Source organism: Pseudarthrobacter sp. H2, from assembly GCF_050157045.1.
Lineage (GTDB): Bacteria > Actinomycetota > Actinomycetes > Actinomycetales > Micrococcaceae > Arthrobacter.
Map to the genome: position 1 here is coordinate 1,576,256 of NZ_CP189594.1, position 20,101 is coordinate 1,596,356.

Genomic DNA, 20,101 nt, shown 5'->3' on the forward strand with positions numbered 1-20,101 from the left:
GCGCGGCCCGTCGCGTGGGCCGGGCATTAGCCCACCACGGCCCATGACTCAGCCCGCAGCCAGCGGAAGCGCAAGCTTCATCGTGGTTCCCTCCGGGCCGGTCCGGGTTACCTCGACGGTGCCGCCGGCGGCGGTGGCGATCTCGCGGACCAGGGCCAGGCCGATGCCGAAGCTTCTTTGGCCCCCGGATCCATCCGCGCCGGGGGTCCTGACGAACCGGTCAAAGACCCGGGCCTGGTCCACACCCGTGATCCCGGATCCCGTGTCCGCCACGGTGATCACGGCGTGATTCTTTTCCACCGCCGTGCTGATGGTGACCCGCCCGCCGGGCGGGGTGTGGGCCAGGGCGTTGTCCGCCAAGGCGAGCACCGCCCGCCGCACGGAGCTCCGTTCGATCCGGGCCAGCGCCCGGCCGCCGTCGGGCGGCCCTGCGGAGGACCCCGCGGCCAGGCCCCCGGAAGACCCCGCGGTAACGGCAAGCCGGATGTCCTGCCGCGCCGCGAGCTCCTGGAGGCTTTCGGTGACGGACGCGGCGACGTCGGCCAGGTCCACCGGTTCCTTTGGGGGATCCGGTGTCGAGCCGGTCGCCGCCAGGAGCAGTTCGTTGACGATCCCCGTGAGTGTTGCCGCATCCTCCCGGATCCTGCCCAGGGCCTGGCCTGGTTTGGAGTCCGGCGCCGCGTCGCGCTGGGCGAGCTGGATGCGCGCGTCCAGGATGGCCAGGGGCGTGCGCAGCTCATGGCTGGCATCCTGGACGAACCGCCGCTGCAGGGCCAGCGCTTCGCCCAGCGGCCGGATGGCGCTGCGCGCACTGAACCACCCCACGATGCCGGCGAGCGCGACGCCTGCCACTCCGGCGATGACCATGGCCTCGACCAGGTCTTTGGAGTCGAGATAGGTATAGGCCGGCCCCGCCGCTGCGCCAGGCAGATCCGGGTGCGCCAGCTTGTTCACCAGATAGATGGTCGCGGCGGCGAGGAGGCAGAGGACCAACACGGCGCAGGCCGCGCTGATCCGCAAGGCGACCTTGAGCGAGGCCCTGCGCAGGGTTTCCTGGTCCGCTTCGCCAGCCGGCCGCGTCCGCCTATTCAAGGGCGTCGCCGATCTGGTAGCCGACGCCGTGGACCGTGCGCACCACGGTCCTGGAGATCTTCCGGCGGAGGTGGTGGACGTAGGTGTCGATCACGCCAGGCTGGTCGGTGGGGTGGAAATGCCGGCCGAGCAGTTCCTCCCGGGTAAAAACCCGGCCGGGTTCCGCGGCCAGGGCCCCGAGCAGTTCGCCCTCCTTCGCGGTGAGGGACACCAGCCGCCCGTAAACGGAGCGCACCGAGCGCGACGCCGGATCGAGTTCCCAGTCGCCGATGCTCACCGGCGTCGAGGCCGGGGTCGAAGCCGGGGCGAAGGTGCGCGTCAGGGCGCGCAGGCGCGCCGCCAGCTCGCCGGCGTCGAACGGCTTGGTCACGTAGTCATTGGCGCCCGCGTCCAGGCCCGTGACCTTCTCAGAGGTATCCCCGTGCGCCGTCAGAACCAGGATGGGCGTGGAAATCCCCTTAGCCCGCAACGCCTTGATCAGGGTGACACCGTCCATCACGGGCAAGCCGCGGTCGATCACCATGACGTCCCAGGCCTGGGTCAGCGCCAGGTGCAGTCCGTCCTGGCCGTTGGCGGCAAGCCGGATCCGGTAGTCCGGCTCCAGCAGCTCGGCGATGAGCGGCCCCAGGACGGCGTCGTCCTCCACCAGGAGCAGGGCCGGCCGGCCGTCAGCGGTAGTCATGTCAGCTATTCTTCCGTGCCAGGCCCTCCGCCGGCATGCCGTCCGCCGTGTCGTAGGGGAGGCCAGCGGTGTTTCGGGCGGGTTCGTTGGGGTCATCAACGCCGGAGACCCGGTTCCGGCGCCGGCGTTTGAGGAGCTGGACACCCCACGGCAGGACCGAGATGAGGACCATGACCACGGCGATGACGTCGATGTTCTTGGCGACGATCTCAAAATGCCCCAGCCACGTGCCCAGCAGGGTCACGGACACACTCCACGCCAGGGCCCCGACAATGTTCCAGAGCGCGAAGGACCTGTACCCGTAGCGGGCGATGCCGGCGCTCAACGGCGCAAACGTCCGGACCATGGGCACGAAACGGGCCAGCACGACGGCGGCCCCGCCGTGACGGCGGAAGAAGTCCTCGGTGGTGGCCAGGTGGGCTGTCTTCAGGATCCGGGCATCGTCCTTGAACCATCTGCGGCCGAACTTCCGTCCCAGCAGGTAGCCGACCTGGTCGCCCGCTATGGCGGCCAGGGTGACGACGCCGATCAGCACCGGCAGCGTCAGCTGCAGCTGCTGATGCAGGAGGCCGGCGGTGAAGAGCAGCGAATCCCCGGGCAGGAAGGGGAACAGCACACCGGATTCGATGAACACCATCAGTCCGATGACGCCGAGCGCCGCCGGGCCGAGGCCCTCGAGCAGGCTCGCCGGGTCAAGGAGCGAGGGGGTTCCGGCCGCGGCGGAGAGGACCGGAGCCAGTCCTGAAGCGTAAATGCTGTGCATGGCCACTTCCTTAGGGTCGGGTGGATCGAATGGATGCTGCGGACGGCAGGCGGTCCAGAATGCGGGGAGTGAATCGGTTCCACAGCCCGGCCAGCAGCAACACCGCCGCGCTCGCCGCGAGGAACGAGGCGGCCACATCGGTGGGGTAGTGGACGCCGATGTACAGCCGCGACCAGGCCACCACGAGGGCCATCAACGCAGCGGCGACGGCGGTGACCCTGGCCCAGCGTGTTCCGCGGGCCAGGAAATACAGCGCAAAGCCCAGCGCGACAGCGAACGAAACGTGGCCGCTGGGGTAACTGTTGGAGCCCGTTTCCGGCGCGAGCGGATCGAAGAGCAGTGCGGGATCGGGCCGCTGGCGGGCAACGACGAGCTTGAAGAACTCGCTGGCCGCCCAGCCGGAGCACGCCACGAGGCCGAACGCAACAGCCTTGACCAGGTCACGGCGGACCAGCCAGAGATAAAGCGCGACGACGGCGATCAGGACGACGCCGGCCGCCGGGCCGAACACCAGGTTCAGCGCCATCGCCACCACGGTCAGCGCGGCGGCGTGGTGCTGGCTAAGGTCCTGGTCCACGGCCAGCTCGGCCGTACTGCCGCCGGGCACCACCTGCGCGGTCAGACCCAGTGCTAGGACCGCGGCGGACAGCAGAATGCCCAGCAGGAGCCAGTGGCGCGCCTGCGGGAGGGCCCAAAACTGCGTGCTGCCAGCCGGGCGCGGACCGGCGGGATGCGTGGCGGAGCGGTCATGGGGTGCTGTCAATCGGTCAGCAGGCGCGGGTTCAGGCATGGAAACCTCCGGCTCGGGGCAAGGGCGCGGTCCAGCGCCTACTACCACCCTCCGCCGCGGGCTTTAAGAATCGCTTAAGAAATGCCTGGCCCGGCCTGGCCCGCGTACCGCAGCAGCACCACGCCGTTGCCGAAGGTCCGCGTCTCGAGCAAGCGGAGGTCGTCCGCGGCATCCAGCGGCTGGAACAGGGCCTTGCCGCGCCCGATCAGGACCGGGTGCACATAGATCCGGTACTCGTCGACCAGCTCCAGCCGCCTGAACGCCGTCGCGAGTTCGGCGCCGCCAAGGGCCAGATCGCCCCCGGGTTGCGCCTTGAGCCTGTTGACGTCCTCGACGACGACGTCGCGCACCACGGCGGTATTCCAGCCTGCGCTTTCCAGCGTCCTGGAGTAGACGATCTTGGGCATGTCCCGCCAGATGCCGGAGAACTCGACCATGGGGGCGGTGCTGGCCGGGTCCTGATCCGCGGTGGGCCAGAAGTCCGCCATCAGCTCGTAGGTGACGCGGCCGCTCAGGAACGCACCCATGGTGCGGAGCTCCTCGTTGAAGTGCCGGTGCAGCTCGTCATCCACCCGGTGCCAGCTGATGTCCCGCCCCGGTCCCTCGATGAATCCATCCAGGGAGACCTGCATCATCAGGATGATCTTTCGCATGACGGACTCCTCCAGCGGATGACGGGAAGCCGGCGTCGGGCGGGCGCGAGCCGGGCAAGGCCACCCACCCAGCGTACGCCGCGGCCGGATCACGACGGCCGGCTGGCCCAAGGTTTTTCCAAGGTCCAAGGCTTGCACCGGGCGGGTCCCAGGTCCACACTTCAGGAACTTTGATGCCCCCACCGCGGCTAGTGACCTTCGGAGGAACAGCATGCCTTCCAGCGCACCTGTGGCGACAGCCTACTTTCCGGGAAATCCTTCAGACCGTTCCCGCCACCGGGAATGAGACGCGATGGAACCGGCGGGACTGTTAGCTGACGGCGAACCCCCGGCCCGGCATTACAGCTCCGGGCGCCACCGGCCGGGCACCGACGGTCTGCCGGGCCCCTGGCCCTTGGCCTGGCGGGTCGGCAGGGTCCCGCCGCAGCTCCTGACAGCCGCCGCCGTCGCCCTTGCCCTGGTCTCGGCCGGCAATGTGTACGGGACCGTCCATGCGGAGGCCCCGTCCCGGTCCGTGGCCCAGGAACCGGCGTCCCCTCCCCGCGCCGGCGCCGACCAAAGGATTCCTGCTGTCCTGACCCCGGCGGCGGTCCCGGCGGCCGCGGCACCTCCCGAGGGTGTCCTTGTCGACGCACCGGCCGGGCACGGGGGTGATGTTGCGGGGGCCCCGGCTGCCGCGCCGTCTCCCGCTATCCCGGCCCAGGCCGCGCCGGCCCCGCCAGCCCCGGCCGAGTCGCCTCTGGCAGTTCCGCCGCCAGCCGAGCAGCCACCGGCCGGGCAGCCGCCGGCAGAGCAGCCTCAGGCAGTGCCGCCGCCCGCCGTCGTCGCTCCGGCCCGGGCCGCGCCAATCGGTCCCGAGCTGGACGCCCGGATCAACGCCATCATCGAGGCCAACGGCGGGTACCAGCTAGGCGTGGCCCTCATCGATATCACGGACGGCGCAGTCCATGGCTATGGCGTGCAGGGCAAGTTCGTGGCCGCCAGCACGGCCAAGATCCTCGCCGCGGCGGCCTACTACAACCTCACGGAGCGTGGCCTGGCGTCGTTGGCGGATCCGCTGGGGGCCTCCACGGCCGCCGTCCAGATCCGTGAGATGGTGCAGCAAAGCAACAACGTGTCCTGGGCGCTGATCCTCGACGCGGTCGGCCAGCAGGGGCTCACTGACTATGCGGCCTCCATCGGGATCGACTATGACCGCACAGTGAACATCCTCACGCCGGCGGAGATGGCCAGGACCCTGGCGCTGCTCTACACGGGGCAGCTCCTCAACGCCGGGAATACCGCGCAGCTGCTCTCGTACATGCAGAACACCAACTTCGAGACCCTGATCCCTGCCGCCGTGCCGCCGGGGATCAGCGTCTTCCATAAATATGGCCTGCTGTTTGGAAACCTGCATGACGCCAGCATCCTTGCCCAAGGCGACCGGGCCTACGTGTTCGTCGTGTACACGCTGGGCCGGGACACCTCGGACATGGATGACCGGGCCCGTGTCATCCGCCAGTTTACGGAAGCGGTGACGGCTGCCCTGTTTTGAGGGGCGTTCTGAGGGGCGGCCCGGGGCTGTTCCCTCAGGCGACGGACAAACGTACCCTGTAGAAGGGAGGTGAATGCCATGAAAGCAGCACCAGGGGACCGCATCATCATCCGGGGCCACACTGTCGAGTCCTCGGACCGGCACGGCCGGATCCTCGAGGTCCGGGGCGCCGACGGTGCGCCGCCGTACCAGGTGAGGTTCGACGACGGTCACGAGACCATCCTGTTTCCCGGCGGCGATTTCGTCGTCGAACGGGGTGAACCGGGCGAGGCCGGCTGAGTTAGAAGCCCGACGAGCTTCCGGAGCCTGAAAAGCTCCCGCCGCCGCCACCATAGCCGGTGGTGGACTCCCCGCCGCGGGCGTTGCTGACGTTGCCGACGCCGGTGTTGAAACCGGCGTTGAAGGTGGGGACGGAGAAGAAGTAGTAGGACGGGTAGACCGTTCCCAGGATGCTGGGCTCGTAGGCGCGGCCGAATCTGTCCTTCGGTCCGGCCTGCGCGCTCTCCATCTCCTTGCGCATGAGCGTGGCTTCCTTTTCGTTCCTGGCGAAGCCCTCGATGACGGTGTCCGCATGGTTCTTCAACAGCTCGGAGAGTTCTGTCCGGGCATCCCGCAGCCGGTCCAGGGCGGTTTCCGGGCTGATCGCCCCGTCGGCAAGCTCGGACGTCCAGCGTTCGATTTCGCGCTGGCTTTGCCCGCGGAAGGACCGCAGCGCCGCCGCCGTCGCCGAATCTCCCTCACTATGGCGCTGGCCGAGCAGTTGCTCCAGTCCGGCCAGGTCGGCACGGAAGGGGGCCAGTTGCCGGTCCCAGGCGGCAGCCCACGACGACCCCCGGTTGAGCAGGGCATTGGTGTCCGAAATGACGTCGTCCAGCGCATCCAGTTCGGCAGCGGCGTCGGCGTAGGCCCGGACCAGTTTCAGGTTCGGCCGGCGGCCCAGGTCCCGGGACGGGAAGGCGTGCACCTGGCGGGACAGCTCTGTGGCGGTGTTGTACCTGGCCAGGAAGGTGCGGTGCTTTTCCAGCACCGAGCCGCCGTAGCGCGAGGATCCGGGAATGGTGTTGGCGTTGAGCTCGGTGACCTGGAGGTCCAGGCTCACGTTGGAGTAGCTGGCGTCGCCGCGGGCCAGTTCCTTCCGGCTGGCGGCCCTGGTCCGCCAGCGCATGATCAGCCAGGCGGCGGCACCGGCGGCGGCTGCTGCCGCGGTGGTCCAGGCCGTGATGAGGACGGCCGTGGACCGGTACCACGGCTGGCTGATCAGTTCGGCCCCGCGTTTGATTCCGGCAATGGTGCCGTCCGTCCACTGTGCATCGCGCAACAGCTCCTTGGCGGCATTCTGGATGTCGTCGCGCTGTTCAGGGGAGACCTTCCGGTCCTCCCCCAGATAGGTCCCCACATGGCGGCCCGCCGGGTCCAGGGCGAAGATGAAGAGCCCGTCCGCCCACTTCTGCCCGTCCGCGCTGATCCACTCCGGGTGCTCGGCGCGGGCGAAGCGTAGGACTTCCTCGTTCAGGTTGTCCGCTGCCGTGCCGTTGTAGGTGTAGACGGCAACCCTGGTGGGCTCGTGGAAGTCGATGCCCTGCACCGCCGGGAGGAGAATGTTCCGGTCCAGCACTCCCGCCCGGTCCGCCACGACGACGTCGACCGGCCTGACGGCGAGCGCCGGCCCTGCCCCCACCAGCCCGATGCCTATGAGGATCACCACGCCGAGGACTTTCCGCACGATTCCCATTTCCCGAGCGTAGTGCCTGCTTCCGGCGGCGTCGACGGGCCCGGAGGAACGCGGGTCAAGGGCGGAAAAGGGGCCTAAAGACACCGGGCCTAAAGACATCGTGACGGCGAGCCGGCCCAGGACGATACTGGCGGCATGACTGAAGAGCCGAAGGGCCCTGCGGCCACGGAAGGTCCAGGGCCTCCGGCGTCCGGCACGGAGCCGCGGAGACCGGACCGGACGCTTCCCGCCGTCCTGGCCGCGATCGCCGTGCTGGTGATCGTCGCGCTCGCCGTCGTCTTCACGCGCGGGGACCCGGCGCCGCTGGATGCCGCCACCCCTGCCGGCGTCGTGCAGCGGTACGCCGCGGCCGTCATCGACGGCGATGAGACGGCCGCGTCCGCCTACCTGACCGCCGCGGCACGGAACAAGTGCGGCGCCGGGGAGCGCAGCGGTGCGGACAGGCTCCGCGTCACCCTGGTCGCCACCACGGAACGCGCCGATTCCGCGGATGTGAAAGTGCTGATCACCGTCTTCGAGGGCGGCGGCCCGTTCGGCAGTTCCGAGTATCAGGTCCAGGATGTGTTCGACCTCGCCAGGACGGGGGACAAGTGGCTGATCGACAACGCGCCCTGGCAGCTGACGGTGTGTACCAACCCGGCGGTGAAGCGGTGAGCGCGCCGGCAGGTCCCGCCGGCCCGGCCGGCCCGGAGGGTGGCTCCGCGCCCGGGTTGGCGCAGCGCACCGTCCGCCGGCTGATCATCTATGTGCTGCTGTACGCGCTGGTGGTGATCGCCGCCGTCGGCCTCAGCGGCCTGCTGGGACGCCTCCTGGTGGCAGGCACCGAACTGGCCACGGGCGATGCGGCCGGGCTGGCGCGCTCGCTGGCCTTCACCCTGATCGGCGGCCCCCTCGCCGCACTTCTCTGGTGGGCGGTGTGGCGCAGGCTCCACGACGGGGCGGAGCGCTCCTCCGCCGGTTGGGGCCTCTATCTGGCCGGCACATATACCCTCTCGCTGATTGTCGCCACCAGCAACCTGCTCGGGGCCCTTGCCTCCCTGGTCGCCGGCGAGCCCCTGGCCTGGCGCTACCCGCTGGCCACCGGCCTCGTCTGGGCTGCCGTGTGGCTGTGGCACCGGTGGATGTGGCGGAACCCCGGGAGGAGCCCGACGCGCCTGGCCGACGTCCCCACGGTGCTGGGCTCGGTCCTGGGGCTGGTGATCGGCGTCGGCGGGGCCGTCTCTGCCCTGTCCACCCTGTTCGATGCGGCGCTGAGGGGTGCCACCGCTGCCGCCTCCGTCGGAAAACCCTGGTGGGTGTCCGCGCTCCAGTCCCTCGTCTGGGCCGCCGGCGGCGGTCTCGTCTGGTGGTGGCACTGGAAGCACGACGGCGGCCAGCGGCTGCGCACCGGACTCGCCAGCGTGGCACTTGTCACCGTCGGTGTGCTCGGCGCGGGCATCCTCACCCTCGGCGGAGCCGGCGTGGCGCTCTTCGCCGTTCTCCGGCTGTTGTTCGACCGCACGGAATCGCCCGGGCTCCTGCTGGAGCCCCTGGCCCCCGCCGTTGCCGCGGCCGCCATCGGCTCCCTGGTCTGGGCCTACCACCGCGCGATGGCTCGGAGGCGCTCGGACGCCACGCTCGAGGGCGGCAGGCTGGTGACGTCCGGCGTCGCCCTCGTTGCCGCAGCCTCCGGGATCGGCGTGATCGTGAACGCCGTTCTTGCCATGCTGGTGACAACCCTTGCCGGCTCCGGAACGCGCACGCTGCTCCTCGGCGGACTCAGCTCGCTCCTTGTCGGCGGGCCGGTCTGGTGGCTCGCGTGGAACCCCGCCGTGCGGACGGGCGCCGTGGGGACCGGGGCTACGGGGTCGGGGGCTACCGGGACCGGCGCGGCCGGGACGGGGCCGGACGCCCGGCGCATCTATCTGGTCGTGGTCTTCGGCCTCAGCGCCGTGGCCGCGGTGATCACGCTGCTGGTGATCGGATTCCGGGTCTTCGAGTTCTTCCTCGACACGGTCACGGGCGGGAGCTTCCTGGACCGGATCCGCGCCCCGCTGGGGTTGCTCGTCGCCACCGGACTGGCCGCCGGCTACCACTTCGCGGTGTGGCGGCATGACCGTGCGGCCCTCGCCGCGGCAGGCGCGGCAGGCGCGGCCCGGAGGCGGACCATCGGCCACGTCATCCTGGTCACCGGCGCCGACCCGGCACCGCTGCACCGGGTCATCGACGAGGTCACCGGCGCCAGCGTCACCGTCTGGAGAAGGGCCGACGCCGGCGCTGCCGGCGGTGATGCAGCAGTCCCCGGCGCGGGGGAGCTCGCAGGACGGTTGTCGGAGGCGCTGGACGGTGTGACCGGCAAGCGCGTGCTGGTGACCATCGGGCCCGACGGCAGGATCGACGTCGTCCCGCTGGTGGGCTGAGGCGGCGGCGGCCCCGGGCTCCCGATGGAAGGGGCCGCAGGACTCTGGCAGCCGGCCCGCGGCGGCGCTACTCTATGGCATGCCGGCCACCCGACCGGCCATTACGAGGTAGAAACCAGGGGTGCACCATGGCTGGCAAGTTCGAGGTCTACAAGGACAAGTCCGGCGGGTTCCGGTTCCGGCTCAAGGCTGCCAACGGCGAGGTGATCGCTTCCTCCCAAAGCTACAAGTCCAAGGCCAGCGCCATGGGCGGGGTCGAATCGGTCAAGAAAAACGCGGCGTCCGACGTCGTCGATCTGACGGAAGAACCGGCTGGCAGCGTTGCCGGTGTCACCGGCTGAGTCTGGCGCGGCTACGGGAGGTCGAACTCCTTCCTGTAGCTCCGGACCGCATTGGTCACGGTGGGGAAGAAGTGTTCGGGTCCGAACCTGCTGCTGACGCCGAAGCGGATCAGCCGGTCCTTGATGGGGCCCTTCATCTCGGCGAAGACCAGGCTGATGCCGAGCTTCGCCAGCTCATCATCCAGCTCCACCAGATCATCCAGGGCGGTGGTGTCCAGATCCGTGATGGCCTCCGAGGCAACGATCACCCACCGCACCGGCCCGGGGGCGTCCGCCACGAGGGTCCGGATGTGCTCCGTGAAAACGGCTCCGTTCGCGAAGAAGAGCGGGGCATCGAAGCGTGCGATCACGAGCCCCGGGATCCGGCGGCCTTCGGGGTGCCTGTTCAGATCGTGGTAGCCAGGGACGTCCCCGACGCTCGCCAGCTCGGTCCGGTAGGGATCCCAGGCCCGGCGGACAAAGGCGATGAGCGACAGGCCGATCGCCACCACGATGCCTTCGAGAACCCCCACGAACGCCACGCCAAGGAACGTGGCCAGCAGCAGTGCGGCCTCGATCCGGCTCATCCGAAACAACCGGATGAGCGTCTGCACATCCACGATCGAGGCTGCTGCCACGATCACGACGGCGGCCAGGGCGCTTGAGGGCAGGAAGGACGTCACACCAGGCACGGCCACCATGAAGAGCACCACGAGAGCCGCCGCGGCCACTCCGCTGAACGGGCTCCTTGCGCCGGCCTCGAGGGCGATCGGGGTACGCGAGGCGCTGCCGGAGACCGGGAACCCGCCGAACAGGCCGCAGGCCGCATTCGCGACACCCAGGGCGCCCATTTCCTGGTTCCCGTTCACCCGGGTTCCGCGCCGGGCGGCCAGGCTCTTGGACAGCACGGAGGTATCCGCGAAGGCCATCAGGGCAATGCCGGCTGCCGGTCCGATGAGCGCGACAACCTCGGCGCTGGTGACTCCGCCGAAGCCCGGGGAGGGAAACCCGCCGGGCAGCGCACCCACCATGGGAACCGCCGCCGCCAGGCCCAGGGCGGCGGAAAGGGCAGTGGCCGCAACGACCGCGAGCAGCACTCCGGGCACCTTCCACGGCAGGAACCGGCAGGCGACGATGATCGCCACCGTTCCGGCCCCCACAAGCAGCGCGAGGGGATTGACGGCGCCCCCGAGCACCGCCCGTGCCGTGCCGGCCGCATTTTCCACGAGGGAGCCGCCCGGGGACGGAATTCCGAGGAACTTGGGCAGCTGGCTGAGGATTACCGCGAGCGCGATGCCGTTGAGGTAGCCGACGCGGATGGGTTTGGAGAGCAGCCCGGTGACAAACCCGAGCCTGAAGACGCGTCCCGCGAGGAGGATGGCGCCGATCATCAGGGCGAGGACCCCGGCGAGCGCCACGGCGTGGTCGGAATTCCTGGCCGCCAGCGGCAGCACGGCGGCGGCGATCATCGGCGCCAGGGTTGAATCCGGGCCCACGACCAGGACCCGGGAGGGCCCGAAGACGGCATAGGCGAGCAAGGGGATCACGGAGGCGTACAGGCCAGTGACGGCTGGCAGCCCGGCGGCTCCGGCATAGGCCATCCCGGCGGGGATGAGGACGGCGCTGAGTGCTGCGCCGGCGGCAAGGTCAGATTTCAGCCAGGAGCGCTGATAGTCGAGGACAGTCTTGAGGCCCGGCGGGAGGCTTGGAGCCCACGCGCGGCGCACGGCCCCGCGTCAGTTCTCGACCGGCGGCACCGACCGGGCATCCGGGTTTTCTTCATGTGGGTTTTCTTCATGTGGGGGGTCTGCGTGCGGCGGGGCGGCGTGCGTCATGCTCGATTCTATGCCGCCCCGCCGCACGGAGCCCCCGCGCGAAAACGAGATCACGATCGACCGCCCCATGTCGGAGGTCTACGCCTTCCTGCAGACGGGCTGAACAACCCCGCCTGGCGGCATGGGGTCCAGAGCATCGCGCTCAGGAGCGGCGTCCCGGGCGAGACCGGTGCCGTATACGGCCAGACCCTGACCGGTCCTCGGGGACGGTCCATCCAGGGTGACTACCGGATCACGGAAGCGGATCCGGGCCGTACCCTGGCTTTCCAGGTCATCGCCGGTCCGGCGCGCCCGGAAGGCCGGTACGTCCTGTCGTAAGCCGAAGGCCGCACCACGGTCCGCTTCGTCCTGGACCTGAAGCCCTCAGGACTCATGAGGGTACTGGACGGGCTCATCACCAGGACGATGCAGGCCGAGGTTGCCCAGCTCCAGGAGCTGAAAACGGTCATCGAAGAAAACTAGCGGTGCGGCGGCGGCCGGTCCGGCCCCCAGCCGGACCGGGCACACCCTAGGATGGGCCCATGTCAACCTACGAAGTCACCCGAACCGCACTCATCCCGGCCCCGGCCGAAGAGATCTTCCCGCTGGTCAACAGCTTCCATGAGTGGACCAAGTGGTCGCCGTGGGAGTCCGTGGACCCTGCGATGGAGCGCAGCTATTCCGGGAGCGATTCCGGCGTCGGCGCCAAGTACGCCTGGAACGGCAACCGCAAGGCAGGCTCCGGCACCATGGAGATCGTGGACACCGCCGAGCCGCACACCATCAAGATCCGCCTGGAATTCACCAAGCCGTTCAAGGCGGTCAACCCGACGACCTTCACATTCGCTCCTGCCGGCGGCGGCACCCAGGTGACCTGGACCATGACCGGAGAAAACAAGGGGATCGGCAAGATCTTCGCCCTGTTCATGAACATGGACAAGATGGTCGGTACCGACTTCGAAAAGGGCCTGGCCGCGCTCGCCGGCACCGTCGCGCAGCGGAAGGCCTGAGCAGGACATCACCTCCCCCCGGTCGAGGCAGAACGTTCCGTTGATGTTCCGAGTGTCCACATGCAGCGGCGGGGGCAATGGCAGCCGGGACCACGGTCCGGCTCATCGTCCAGCGTGCCGGGCACCAACAAACGGTGGAGATCGCCCTCGGACCGCCAACCATCCGTAAGGACCCCGGCGTCGAATCCCTGACATGAGCAAGGCAGAGAGGCAGAGCCTCAGGTACACCGACTATTACTGCATCATGTCGCTCGCGGAATTCACGGCGTGGGTACAGGGCGACGGTGACAGCGAACCGCACATTAACTATCAGACCGGCGCCGGGAGCTGAGTTGGACGACGGACGGCATCCGGTTCAAGCCGTCCGAGGGCGGATGCCCGATGATAGAAGCATGCAAAGGGTCATCGGATGGCTGACGGCAGTCATAGTCATCACGCTCATCTTTGGAAGCGCCTATGCTGCGCTCCAACAGCTCGGCCGCCGCTCAGCCAACGCGGCGCCCGCAGCCGCCGCTGCCGCGCAGATTCAGCTCATCGGCTCACAGATGACGGCCCCGCGTCTGGAACTGACCCCGGACAGCGGCGTCTTCGTCATTATGTACGGTGCCGACGACAAACCGGTGTCGGGAACGGCCACCCTTCACGGATCACTTCCCACGCTTCCCCCCGGTGTGCTCCAGACTGCCCGGGACTCCGGCTCCGACGCCGTGACGTGGCAGCCGGAACCGGGTCTGCGGATGGCGGTGGTTGCGCGGCCGGCGGCGGGCAACGCCGTCGTCGTCGCCGGACAGTCGCTGACCCCCTACGAGGACCGGGACCGGCTGGTTATGATCTTCCTGGCGGCCGGATGGCTGGGCAGCATCGTTGTCCTTGCCGCAGGATATGCCGCAACCGAGTTGCTCCGGCGTCCGGTCCACTCCGGCGAAGCCTGAAGCGGCAGCGGGCAGGCCAGCCGCCGAGTTACGGTAGGTCGGCTGCTGCCCTCCGGCGTGGGCGGCTACCCGGGCTCGGAGAGTCCGAGCCGCGGATAGAGGACTTCGAAGCCTTTGTTGAGGCCGCCGTTCAGCGCCCCGATGACGTGGCCGCCGTTGGGGACCTCGTAGTAAGTGACGGTCATTCCCGCGGCCGTCGCTGCGGCCGAGACATGACGGGCCGCCTCCAGATACATAGGATCGTCCGTGGATGCGGTAAAAATGGCATCAGTGTCCGGATACGTCCGTTGTTTCATGATGTTGACCGGTTTTTGGGCGTCATAGGCTGCCTGGCTGCCACCGAATATTTCCTGAAGGTTGGTCTCGGGCTCCTCTGCTCCCGGGTATTCTTCCCCCGAGATGTCCAGGACATTGCCCCAGATCGAGGGGTACTTTGCGGCGAAGGAAAGCGCGCACTGGCCGCCGTGGGAATATCCTGCGATGGTCCAGTATTTCCTGTCGTCGATGATGTTCAGGTGGCTCCGGGCCCAGTCCACCACGTCGCGGTTGATGAAGGTCTCGGGCCGTCCATAGAGGGGTGAATCCAGGCAAAGGTTGTCAACGTTGGGGTCGCCGAGCTGGTCTGCGACGATCACGATCGGTGCCAGCCCGTCGTGGTGTGAGGCGTAGTCATTCAGGACCGCTGCGACATACTGCGGATCCGGATTTCCCGGTTGTCCCATCATCAAAACCACCAGCGGAAGCGCGGGCGGGTCCGCAATCTGCGCCGCAGGGGGGAGGTACAGCCCCGCCGGCCGGGAGGCAAAACCGGAGCTCTGCGGCGGTATGACAACCTGCGCGGTTGTGCCCTCGGCGGGCAGTTGCGCCGCCGGCTTCCAGCTTTCCCACAACGGAACCTGATGTTGGGCCGGAGCATGGGCTTTGATGGGATCCAGGTCCATCCTCGGCGCGAGGGAAATCCCCAGGAACGACGCCACGGTCGGGTGCAGCCCGTAATAGGCGTTGATCCCAAGTGTCGCGGTGGCTGCAAAACTGAGGGCCGCCGCGCATGCCAGTGCTTTCCGCCAGGGACGTGATCTGCGGAGGCTGGCCGCGCACACCCCCAGGCCGGCGAAGCAGGCGATCACCCAGAACCGGACATGCCACCCGAGGGGGCCGCCAAAAGCGTGCATGAAAACCTCGGAGACCAGCAAGGTCAAGGCCCCCGCGAGGGCGCCGGCAACGCCCGCGAAACCCGAAAGCACCGCCAACCGCCGCGACCGTCCCAGCAGGAGGACAATGCCGCAGACGGCACTCAGCACATAACATGTGACGATCAAGGGCCCCTCAACGATGTTGAGGGCCAGTAAGGATGAGTTCATGGCACCTAATGAAGCGTCGTGCGGAAATTGTCTCCGCGGCCCGGACGGCGACGGCGCCAGACGGCTTCGATCCCAACCCGACCTTCCGCGGGGCTCGTGCGGCCGCTGAGTCAAGGCCCGGACTGTTGATCCGGTCACCGAACTGATCATACTGGGTGAACATGGCGAGTTCGTCGCTGTACCTGTGTGCCTTGAGGATATTGGCTGGCTCGCTCAGCCGGGACTGCGGCTGCTCAGTCCGCGGCCGGTGACGGCGGGTCGCCACCGGCCGCGTCCTCGCCGTACTCGGCGGACACGAGGATGGGGAGGTGGTCGGAGGCGCCGCGCGGGAGCGTCTCGACGTTGTCGATCTCCAGGCCCTGGGACGTCGCGAAGTCGAAATGCCCCTTGAAGACCTTGTACCGGGTGTAGGTCCGCCGGTCGCTGAGGGAGAGGTCGTAGCCGGCGTCCTTCATCTGCTCGGTGAGGTACTTGGTGAAGAACGGATAGTTGAAGTCGCCCACCATCAGCGTCCTCAGGCCGCTGCCCATGCTCAGCAGTTCGGCGTGGGCGGCGTGGATCTGGTTCCTCCGCAGCGAGTTCGACGCCGTCAGCGGCGCGGCGTGGAAGGAGGCGATGACGACGTCGTGCTCCGTCTCCTTGTCCACCACGTGGGTGCCGATGAGCCGCTCGTGCGCGGGAGCCAGGACACGGTCGTGCAGGGATTTCTTCAGGGCGAACGTCCTGGTGTCGTAGGCGGTGAAGCGGTCCTTGCGGTAGTAGATGGCCAGGCCCAGCCGGTTCCCCTTCGTGGCGTCGGCAAGGTGCAGGCCGCCGATGGTTTCCGGCAGGTCCGCGGTATCGCATTCCTGGAGGCACAAAGCATCAATCTCGAACTCGCGCGCCAGATCGACCAGCTCGCCACTGGCCTTGTGCTTGCGGAGGTTGTAGCTAATGACTCGGATCAGGAGGGCACCTCTTCGGTGGATAGTTGACGGATCTGCCTCCGAGTCTACTCAGTCCGGCAGAGCGAGGGGGGACCTTGGGACACATGCAACGAGGAAAAATCCTGCGGGGACCGGGACGGAAGGAGGGCACGGAATGAAAGCCGTCCGCGCGACGTGGAGGCGTGAGGCGGACGCGGACCAGACGGTAGGGTGGTTCCGGATCCACCGACGGAAGCTGCGAAAGGGCCGACATTGACTGCTGGACTACCGGTTCTTGCCGAGGGCGATTTCTACTACGAGGCGCTGGGCGGCGGGCGGTTCCGCTCCACCATCCACGCCCAGGGCGCCTGGAACGAGCACGAGCAGCATATGGCGCCCGCGTCCGGCATCATGGCGGACTGCCTGGCCCGGCACGAGCCGCGCGGTGGCATGCGGATGGCGCGCCTGAGCTACGAGATCCTCGGCCTGATCCCCGGCGGCGAGTTCGAAGTCACCACCACGACGCTGCGCCCGGGCCGGACCATCGAACTGCTGCAGGCCGAGCTGGTGGCGGAGGGGCGGGTCGCCATCCGCGCCACGGCCTGGCGGATCATCACCTCCGACACGTCCGCCATCGCCGCGTTCGAAGACCCCCGGATTCCGGCCCCGGAGGCATGCGAGCCGTACGACGCCGGCGTCTGGCCGGGCGGCTACATCGCGTCGCTGCAGATGAGGATCGCCGACGGGCACCGCGCCGGTTCGGGAACGGTCTGGCTGCACACGGAGCACCCGCTCACGGACAGGGCAGACAGCAGCGACCTGGCCAGGCTGATCGGCCTCGTGGATACGGCCAACGGCATTGCCGCGCGGGTCCCGCCGGGCCCGGGCAGCTACATCTTTCCCAATCTGGACCTGCAGATCCACATGTACCGGCAGCCCGAGGGGGACTGGCTGGGGCTGGACAACGAGGTGTCCTTCGGCACGGACGGGATCGGGCTGACCTCGACGGTGCTGCACGACCTCGCCGGCCCGTTCGGCCGCGCCGAGCAGATCCTGACGCTCCGGAAGTCCTGACATCCCAACTGGGTCGCAGTTGTTGTCGTTTTGAGCCCTCAGAACGACAACTACTGCCAGCCAGTTGGGTGCGGGGATTAGTGGAAGACGAGCCAGCCCGCCACCGTGGCCAGGCCGGTCAGGAATGCGCCCCACACGATGTCCACCACGACGATGGCAAGCGGCCAGTTCTTCAGGGTCGCGGCGTTGGTGAGGTCATAGGTGGCGTAGGCGAAGGCTCCCAGGGCGGCGCCGTAGCCCAGCGCGGTAAGCCAGCTGCCGCCGTCGAGCGCCGGCCGGAGTGCGAAAAAGACGATCCCGATGATGTACAGGACGTAGAAGACGACGGCGTACCCTAGATGGGGCTTGTCCGCCATGAGGTGGCCCAGATTCCGCCGGTAGAACTTGCTCATCGTCTTGAGCCAGACGGAATCGATCACGGCAAACGCGGCGGCTACAACGAGGAACTGCAAGATGACCATAAGGGAGCATAGCAACATGCCGGAGGCCGCGGTCGGACCACGGACGCTGACGATCGTCCGGCAGGAGGACTCGCTCGGTGCGGCGGGGGACCTGGACTTCGCCATCGAATTGCTGCAGAAGGTCAAGGCCGGTGCAGCCGGGCCCACGCTGCGGCTCTACCGGCCCGTGCCCACGGTGGCGTTCGGGCAACGCGACACGCACCTGCCTGGCTTCGACGCCGCCGCCCGGGCGTGCCGCGGACTGGGCTTTGAGCCGCTGGTCCGCAAGGCCGGAGGACGTGCGGCGGCCTACCACGGGGGAACCCTCGTGATAGACCACCTTGAACCGCACCGGGACGCGATCGCCGGCGCCAAAGGACGGTTCGCCTTCTTCGGCGAACTGCTGGCGCAGGCGCTGCGCACCGCCGGAGTGGACGCCGCCGTGGGCGAAATTCCGGGTGAATACTGCCCCGGGGAGTTCAGCGTGCACGGCCAGGATCCGGAATTCCCCCAGCACCAGGTCAAGCTGATCGGCACCGCCCAGCGTGTTGTTGCCGGCGGCTGGCTGTTCAGCTCGGTGATCGTTGTGGAGAACTCGGCCCCGATCCGCTCCGTGCTGGAAGCCAGCTATTCGGCGCTTGGCCTGGACTGGGACCCGGCCACGGCGGGAGCCGTCAACGACCTCGTCCCGCACCTGGATGTGGACGCCATTGAGGCGGCTGTGATTGAAACGTACGGCCGATACGCGCAGCTGGACTACGCGGAGTTCGGCACCCTGCGCGGCTGACCGCGCAGGGTGCCGAACGGAGCTAGGGCGTGTCTCCCAATAGGGTGATCCATTCCTGAAGCTGCGGCGCTTCGGCGCCGACCGTCGTCGGATCCCCGTGCCCGGTCCGGACCACCGTGTCCGCCGGGAGCGCCAGCAGACGCGTCCGGATGGACTCGATGATGGTCGGGAAGTCGCTGAAGGACCGGCCGGTCGCGCCCGGGCCGCCCTGGAACAGCGTGTCGCCGCTGAAGACGGTGCCTTCACTTTCGACATAGAAGCACATCGAACCCGGCGAATGGCCCGGGGTGTGCAGGGCCGTGAGCCGGGCGCCGGCGACGTCGAACGTGTCCCCGTCGCTGATGGCGTGGGTCCGGTTCGGTGCCCGGGAAAACGCGCTCCCACAGCATCCAGTCGTCCCGGTTCAGGTAGACCGGGGCGCCGAGGCGCCCGCGGACCTGCCCGACGGCGCCGATGTGGTCATCGTGCCCGTGCGTGAGCAGGATCGCCGTGACCTTCCGGCCCGCGACGGCGGCCTCGACCGCGGCGGGATCATGCGCCGGGTCGATGACGAGGCATTCCTCGTCGTTGCCGACGATCCAGACGTTGTTGTCCACGTCCCAGGTGCCGCCGTCCAGCGAAAACGTGCCCGAGGTGACCAGCCGGTCGATCCGGAGCTTGCTCACGGCCCCGCCGCTGGCCGTTGAACCGTTCACAGTTCCACGACAGACCGCAGGACCGATCCGGCGTGCATCTTGTCGAAGGCCGCTTCGATGTCGTTGATCGAGATGCGTTCGGTGACGAAGGCGTCCAGGTCCAGCTTGCCCTGCCGGTACAGGCTGATCAGCATCGGGAAGTCCCGGGAGGGCAGGCAGTCCCCGTACCAGGAGGACTTGAGCGAGCCGCCGCGGCCGAAGACGTCCAGCAGCGGCAGGTCCAGCGTCATCTCCGGGCTCGGGACACCCACCAAGACCACGGTGCCGGCGAGGTCGCGGGCGTAGAACGCCTGCTTGTACGTTTCGGGACGCCCGACGGCGTCGATCACCACGTCGGCGCCGAAGCCGCCGGTGAGTTCGCGGATCGCCTCGACCGGATCGACGGCGGAGGAATCCACCGTGTGGGTGGCGCCGAGTTCCGTGGCGCGTTCGAGCTTCTTGGCGTCGATGTCGACGGCGATGATGGTGGTGGCGCCGGCGAGCGCGGCCCCGGCGACGGCGGCGACGCCCACTCCGCCGCAGCCGATCACGGCGACCGAGTCCCCGCGCTTGACGCCGCCGGTGTTGATGGCGGCGCCGAGGCCCGCCATCACGCCGCAGCCCAGCAGGCCGACGGCGGCGGCGTCGGCGTCGGGATCGACCTTGGTGCACTGGCCGGCAGCGACGAGGGTCTTCTCGGCGAAGGCGCCGATGCCCAGGGCCGCGGTGAGCTCGGTGCCGTCCTCGAGCGTCATCTTCTGGGTGGCGTTGTGGGTGTTGAAGCAGTACTGCGCCTGGCCGCGGCGGCAGGCCCGGCACTCGCCGCAGACGGCACGCCAGTTCAGCACCACGCGGTCCCCGGGGGCCACCTCGGTGACGTCCGGGCCCACGGCGCTGACGACGCCGGTGGCCTCATGGCCCAGCAGGAAGGGGAAGTCGTCGTTGATCGCGCCGAGCTTGTAGTGCAGATCGGTGTGGCACACCCCGCTGGTGAGGATATCCACCAGCGCCTCGCCGGGTCCGGGATCGGGGACCAGGATGGTCTCGACCGTGACGGGTGCTCCCTTGGAGCGGGCTACTGCGCCTTTGACTTTGTGGACCATGAAAAAATCTCCCTCGCTGCGCGTCGCAACACGCGG

21 protein-coding genes and 1 pseudogene are annotated in these 20,101 nt (G+C 68.6%); 10 read left to right on the forward strand and 12 right to left on the reverse strand.

The window, feature by feature from the left end:
- Nucleotides 1–48: 48 nt before the first annotated feature.
- From ACQCSZ_RS07485 to ACQCSZ_RS07505, 5 genes are all read right to left on the reverse strand, one after another.
- On the reverse strand, nucleotides 49–1,092 hold the full coding sequence (locus ACQCSZ_RS07485) for a sensor histidine kinase (protein ID WP_427007404.1): 1,044 nt from the start codon (nucleotides 1,090–1,092) through the stop codon (nucleotides 49–51).
- Nucleotides 1,085–1,774: a response regulator transcription factor gene (locus ACQCSZ_RS07490; RefSeq protein ID WP_427007405.1), complete on the reverse strand. Its 690-nt coding sequence runs from the start codon at nucleotides 1,772–1,774 to the stop codon at nucleotides 1,085–1,087. The genes ACQCSZ_RS07485 and ACQCSZ_RS07490 overlap by 8 nt, the downstream gene beginning before the upstream one ends.
- Before the next feature lies 1 nt (nucleotide 1,775).
- The gene (locus tag ACQCSZ_RS07495) at nucleotides 1,776–2,537 is read right to left on the reverse strand and encodes a DedA family protein (protein ID WP_427007406.1); all 762 of its coding nucleotides are present in this window, start codon (nucleotides 2,535–2,537) and stop codon (nucleotides 1,776–1,778) included.
- Between the two features lie 10 nt (nucleotides 2,538–2,547).
- Nucleotides 2,548–3,327 (reverse strand): phosphatase PAP2 family protein, encoded by a 780-nt coding sequence (locus ACQCSZ_RS07500; protein WP_427007407.1) that lies wholly within the window; start codon nucleotides 3,325–3,327, stop codon nucleotides 2,548–2,550.
- Nucleotides 3,328–3,401: 74 nt separating this feature from the next.
- Nucleotides 3,402–3,980, reverse strand: a complete 579-nt coding sequence (locus tag ACQCSZ_RS07505) for a dihydrofolate reductase family protein (protein ID WP_427007408.1) — start codon at nucleotides 3,978–3,980, stop codon at nucleotides 3,402–3,404.
- 292 nt (nucleotides 3,981–4,272) lie between these two features.
- Between ACQCSZ_RS07505 and ACQCSZ_RS07510 the strand changes: the two genes are divergently transcribed.
- The gene (locus ACQCSZ_RS07510; RefSeq protein WP_427007409.1) at nucleotides 4,273–5,514 is read left to right on the forward strand and encodes a serine hydrolase; all 1,242 of its coding nucleotides are present in this window, start codon (nucleotides 4,273–4,275) and stop codon (nucleotides 5,512–5,514) included.
- 78 nt (nucleotides 5,515–5,592) lie between these two features.
- Entirely contained in the window at nucleotides 5,593–5,793 is a 201-nt protein-coding gene (locus tag ACQCSZ_RS07515) for a DUF1918 domain-containing protein (RefSeq protein WP_427007410.1), read from the forward strand.
- 1 nt (nucleotide 5,794) lies between these two features.
- On the opposite strand, the gene ACQCSZ_RS07520 is transcribed toward ACQCSZ_RS07515, so the two are convergent.
- Complete coding sequence (locus ACQCSZ_RS07520) at nucleotides 5,795–7,246, reverse strand: DUF5129 domain-containing protein (RefSeq protein WP_427007411.1); 1,452 nt, start codon at nucleotides 7,244–7,246, stop codon at nucleotides 5,795–5,797.
- A gap of 135 nt (nucleotides 7,247–7,381) precedes the next feature.
- Between ACQCSZ_RS07520 and ACQCSZ_RS07525 the strand changes: the two genes are divergently transcribed.
- The 3 genes from ACQCSZ_RS07525 (at nucleotide 7,382) to ACQCSZ_RS07535 (ending at nucleotide 9,986) form a co-directional block, all read left to right on the forward strand.
- A complete protein-coding gene (locus tag ACQCSZ_RS07525) occupies nucleotides 7,382–7,900 on the forward strand; it encodes a hypothetical protein (RefSeq protein ID WP_427007412.1) in 519 nt (172 codons plus the stop codon).
- Complete coding sequence (locus ACQCSZ_RS07530) at nucleotides 7,897–9,645, forward strand: DUF5671 domain-containing protein (RefSeq protein WP_427007413.1); 1,749 nt, start codon at nucleotides 7,897–7,899, stop codon at nucleotides 9,643–9,645. Before ACQCSZ_RS07525 ends, ACQCSZ_RS07530 begins: the two co-directional genes overlap by 4 nt.
- Nucleotides 9,646–9,773: 128 nt before the next feature.
- Nucleotides 9,774–9,986, forward strand: coding sequence for a YegP family protein (locus ACQCSZ_RS07535; RefSeq protein WP_427007414.1), 213 nt, complete (start codon nucleotides 9,774–9,776; stop codon nucleotides 9,984–9,986).
- An 11-nt stretch (nucleotides 9,987–9,997) separates the two neighbouring features.
- Here ACQCSZ_RS07535 and ACQCSZ_RS07540 read toward each other — a convergent pair whose 3' ends face one another.
- Entirely contained in the window at nucleotides 9,998–11,692 is a 1,695-nt protein-coding gene (locus ACQCSZ_RS07540) for a SulP family inorganic anion transporter (RefSeq protein WP_427007415.1), read from the reverse strand.
- Nucleotides 11,693–12,321: 629 nt separating this feature from the next.
- Between ACQCSZ_RS07540 and ACQCSZ_RS07545 the strand changes: the two genes are divergently transcribed.
- From ACQCSZ_RS07545 to ACQCSZ_RS07555, 3 genes are all read left to right on the forward strand, one after another.
- Nucleotides 12,322–12,789, forward strand: a complete 468-nt coding sequence (locus ACQCSZ_RS07545) for an SRPBCC family protein (protein WP_427007416.1) — start codon at nucleotides 12,322–12,324, stop codon at nucleotides 12,787–12,789.
- A gap of 193 nt (nucleotides 12,790–12,982) precedes the next feature.
- Nucleotides 12,983–13,120, forward strand: coding sequence for a hypothetical protein (locus tag ACQCSZ_RS07550; protein ID WP_211882302.1), 138 nt, complete (start codon nucleotides 12,983–12,985; stop codon nucleotides 13,118–13,120).
- Nucleotides 13,121–13,181: 61 nt separating this feature from the next.
- Complete coding sequence (locus ACQCSZ_RS07555) at nucleotides 13,182–13,721, forward strand: hypothetical protein (RefSeq protein WP_427007417.1); 540 nt, start codon at nucleotides 13,182–13,184, stop codon at nucleotides 13,719–13,721.
- A 65-nt stretch (nucleotides 13,722–13,786) separates the two neighbouring features.
- On the opposite strand, the gene ACQCSZ_RS07560 is transcribed toward ACQCSZ_RS07555, so the two are convergent.
- Both ACQCSZ_RS07560 and ACQCSZ_RS07565 read right to left on the reverse strand, forming a co-directional pair.
- A complete protein-coding gene (locus ACQCSZ_RS07560; protein ID WP_427007418.1) occupies nucleotides 13,787–15,082 on the reverse strand; it encodes an alpha/beta hydrolase in 1,296 nt (431 codons plus the stop codon).
- A 233-nt stretch (nucleotides 15,083–15,315) separates the two neighbouring features.
- Nucleotides 15,316–16,026, reverse strand: a complete 711-nt coding sequence (locus ACQCSZ_RS07565; RefSeq protein WP_427008274.1) for an endonuclease/exonuclease/phosphatase family protein — start codon at nucleotides 16,024–16,026, stop codon at nucleotides 15,316–15,318.
- A 234-nt stretch (nucleotides 16,027–16,260) separates the two neighbouring features.
- Here ACQCSZ_RS07565 and ACQCSZ_RS07570 point away from each other — a divergent pair, with 234 nt between their 5' ends.
- Complete coding sequence (locus tag ACQCSZ_RS07570; protein ID WP_427007419.1) at nucleotides 16,261–17,061, forward strand: thioesterase family protein; 801 nt, start codon at nucleotides 16,261–16,263, stop codon at nucleotides 17,059–17,061.
- Between the two features lie 77 nt (nucleotides 17,062–17,138).
- On the opposite strand, the gene ACQCSZ_RS07575 is transcribed toward ACQCSZ_RS07570, so the two are convergent.
- The gene (locus tag ACQCSZ_RS07575; protein WP_427007420.1) at nucleotides 17,139–17,522 is read right to left on the reverse strand and encodes a DUF2177 family protein; all 384 of its coding nucleotides are present in this window, start codon (nucleotides 17,520–17,522) and stop codon (nucleotides 17,139–17,141) included.
- Between the two features lie 16 nt (nucleotides 17,523–17,538).
- Here ACQCSZ_RS07575 and ACQCSZ_RS07580 point away from each other — a divergent pair, with 16 nt between their 5' ends.
- Nucleotides 17,539–18,288 carry a lipoate--protein ligase family protein gene (locus ACQCSZ_RS07580; protein ID WP_427008275.1) on the forward strand — a complete coding sequence of 250 codons (750 nt, stop codon included), beginning with the start codon at nucleotides 17,539–17,541 and terminating at the stop codon, nucleotides 18,286–18,288.
- Nucleotides 18,289–18,310: 22 nt separating this feature from the next.
- Here ACQCSZ_RS07580 and ACQCSZ_RS07585 read toward each other — a convergent pair.
- Both ACQCSZ_RS07585 and ACQCSZ_RS07590 read right to left on the reverse strand, forming a co-directional pair.
- Nucleotides 18,311–18,953 (reverse strand): annotated as a pseudogene (locus ACQCSZ_RS07585) (MBL fold metallo-hydrolase).
- A gap of 26 nt (nucleotides 18,954–18,979) precedes the next feature.
- A complete protein-coding gene (locus tag ACQCSZ_RS07590) occupies nucleotides 18,980–20,065 on the reverse strand; it encodes an S-(hydroxymethyl)mycothiol dehydrogenase (RefSeq protein WP_427007421.1) in 1,086 nt (361 codons plus the stop codon).
- Nucleotides 20,066–20,101: the final 36 nt, after the last annotated feature.

Excerpts from the sequence above, each read along its gene's own strand:
- ACQCSZ_RS07490 (WP_427007405.1), bottom strand. The coding sequence starts at position 1,774 with ATGACTACCGCTGACGGCCGGCCGGCCCTGCTCCTGGTGGAGGACGAC.
- ACQCSZ_RS07495 (WP_427007406.1), bottom strand. The coding sequence starts at position 2,537 with ATGCACAGCATTTACGCTTCAGGACTGGCTCCGGTCCTCTCCGCCGCG.
- ACQCSZ_RS07500 (WP_427007407.1), bottom strand. The coding sequence starts at position 3,327 with ATGCCTGAACCCGCGCCTGCTGACCGATTGACAGCACCCCATGACCGC.
- ACQCSZ_RS07505 (WP_427007408.1), bottom strand. The coding sequence starts at position 3,980 with ATGCGAAAGATCATCCTGATGATGCAGGTCTCCCTGGATGGATTCATC.
- ACQCSZ_RS07510 (WP_427007409.1), top strand. The coding sequence starts at position 4,273 with ATGGAACCGGCGGGACTGTTAGCTGACGGCGAACCCCCGGCCCGGCAT.
- ACQCSZ_RS07515 (WP_427007410.1), top strand. The coding sequence starts at position 5,593 with ATGAAAGCAGCACCAGGGGACCGCATCATCATCCGGGGCCACACTGTC.
- ACQCSZ_RS07520 (WP_427007411.1), bottom strand. The coding sequence starts at position 7,246 with ATGGGAATCGTGCGGAAAGTCCTCGGCGTGGTGATCCTCATAGGCATC.
- ACQCSZ_RS07525 (WP_427007412.1), top strand. The coding sequence starts at position 7,382 with ATGACTGAAGAGCCGAAGGGCCCTGCGGCCACGGAAGGTCCAGGGCCT.
- ACQCSZ_RS07535 (WP_427007414.1), top strand. The coding sequence starts at position 9,774 with ATGGCTGGCAAGTTCGAGGTCTACAAGGACAAGTCCGGCGGGTTCCGG.
- ACQCSZ_RS07545 (WP_427007416.1), top strand. The coding sequence starts at position 12,322 with ATGTCAACCTACGAAGTCACCCGAACCGCACTCATCCCGGCCCCGGCC.
- ACQCSZ_RS07550 (WP_211882302.1), top strand. The coding sequence starts at position 12,983 with ATGAGCAAGGCAGAGAGGCAGAGCCTCAGGTACACCGACTATTACTGC.
- ACQCSZ_RS07555 (WP_427007417.1), top strand. The coding sequence starts at position 13,182 with ATGCAAAGGGTCATCGGATGGCTGACGGCAGTCATAGTCATCACGCTC.
- ACQCSZ_RS07560 (WP_427007418.1), bottom strand. The coding sequence starts at position 15,082 with ATGAACTCATCCTTACTGGCCCTCAACATCGTTGAGGGGCCCTTGATC.
- ACQCSZ_RS07575 (WP_427007420.1), bottom strand. The coding sequence starts at position 17,522 with ATGGTCATCTTGCAGTTCCTCGTTGTAGCCGCCGCGTTTGCCGTGATC.
- ACQCSZ_RS07580 (WP_427008275.1), top strand. The coding sequence starts at position 17,539 with ATGCCGGAGGCCGCGGTCGGACCACGGACGCTGACGATCGTCCGGCAG.
- ACQCSZ_RS07590 (WP_427007421.1), bottom strand. The coding sequence starts at position 20,065 with ATGGTCCACAAAGTCAAAGGCGCAGTAGCCCGCTCCAAGGGAGCACCC.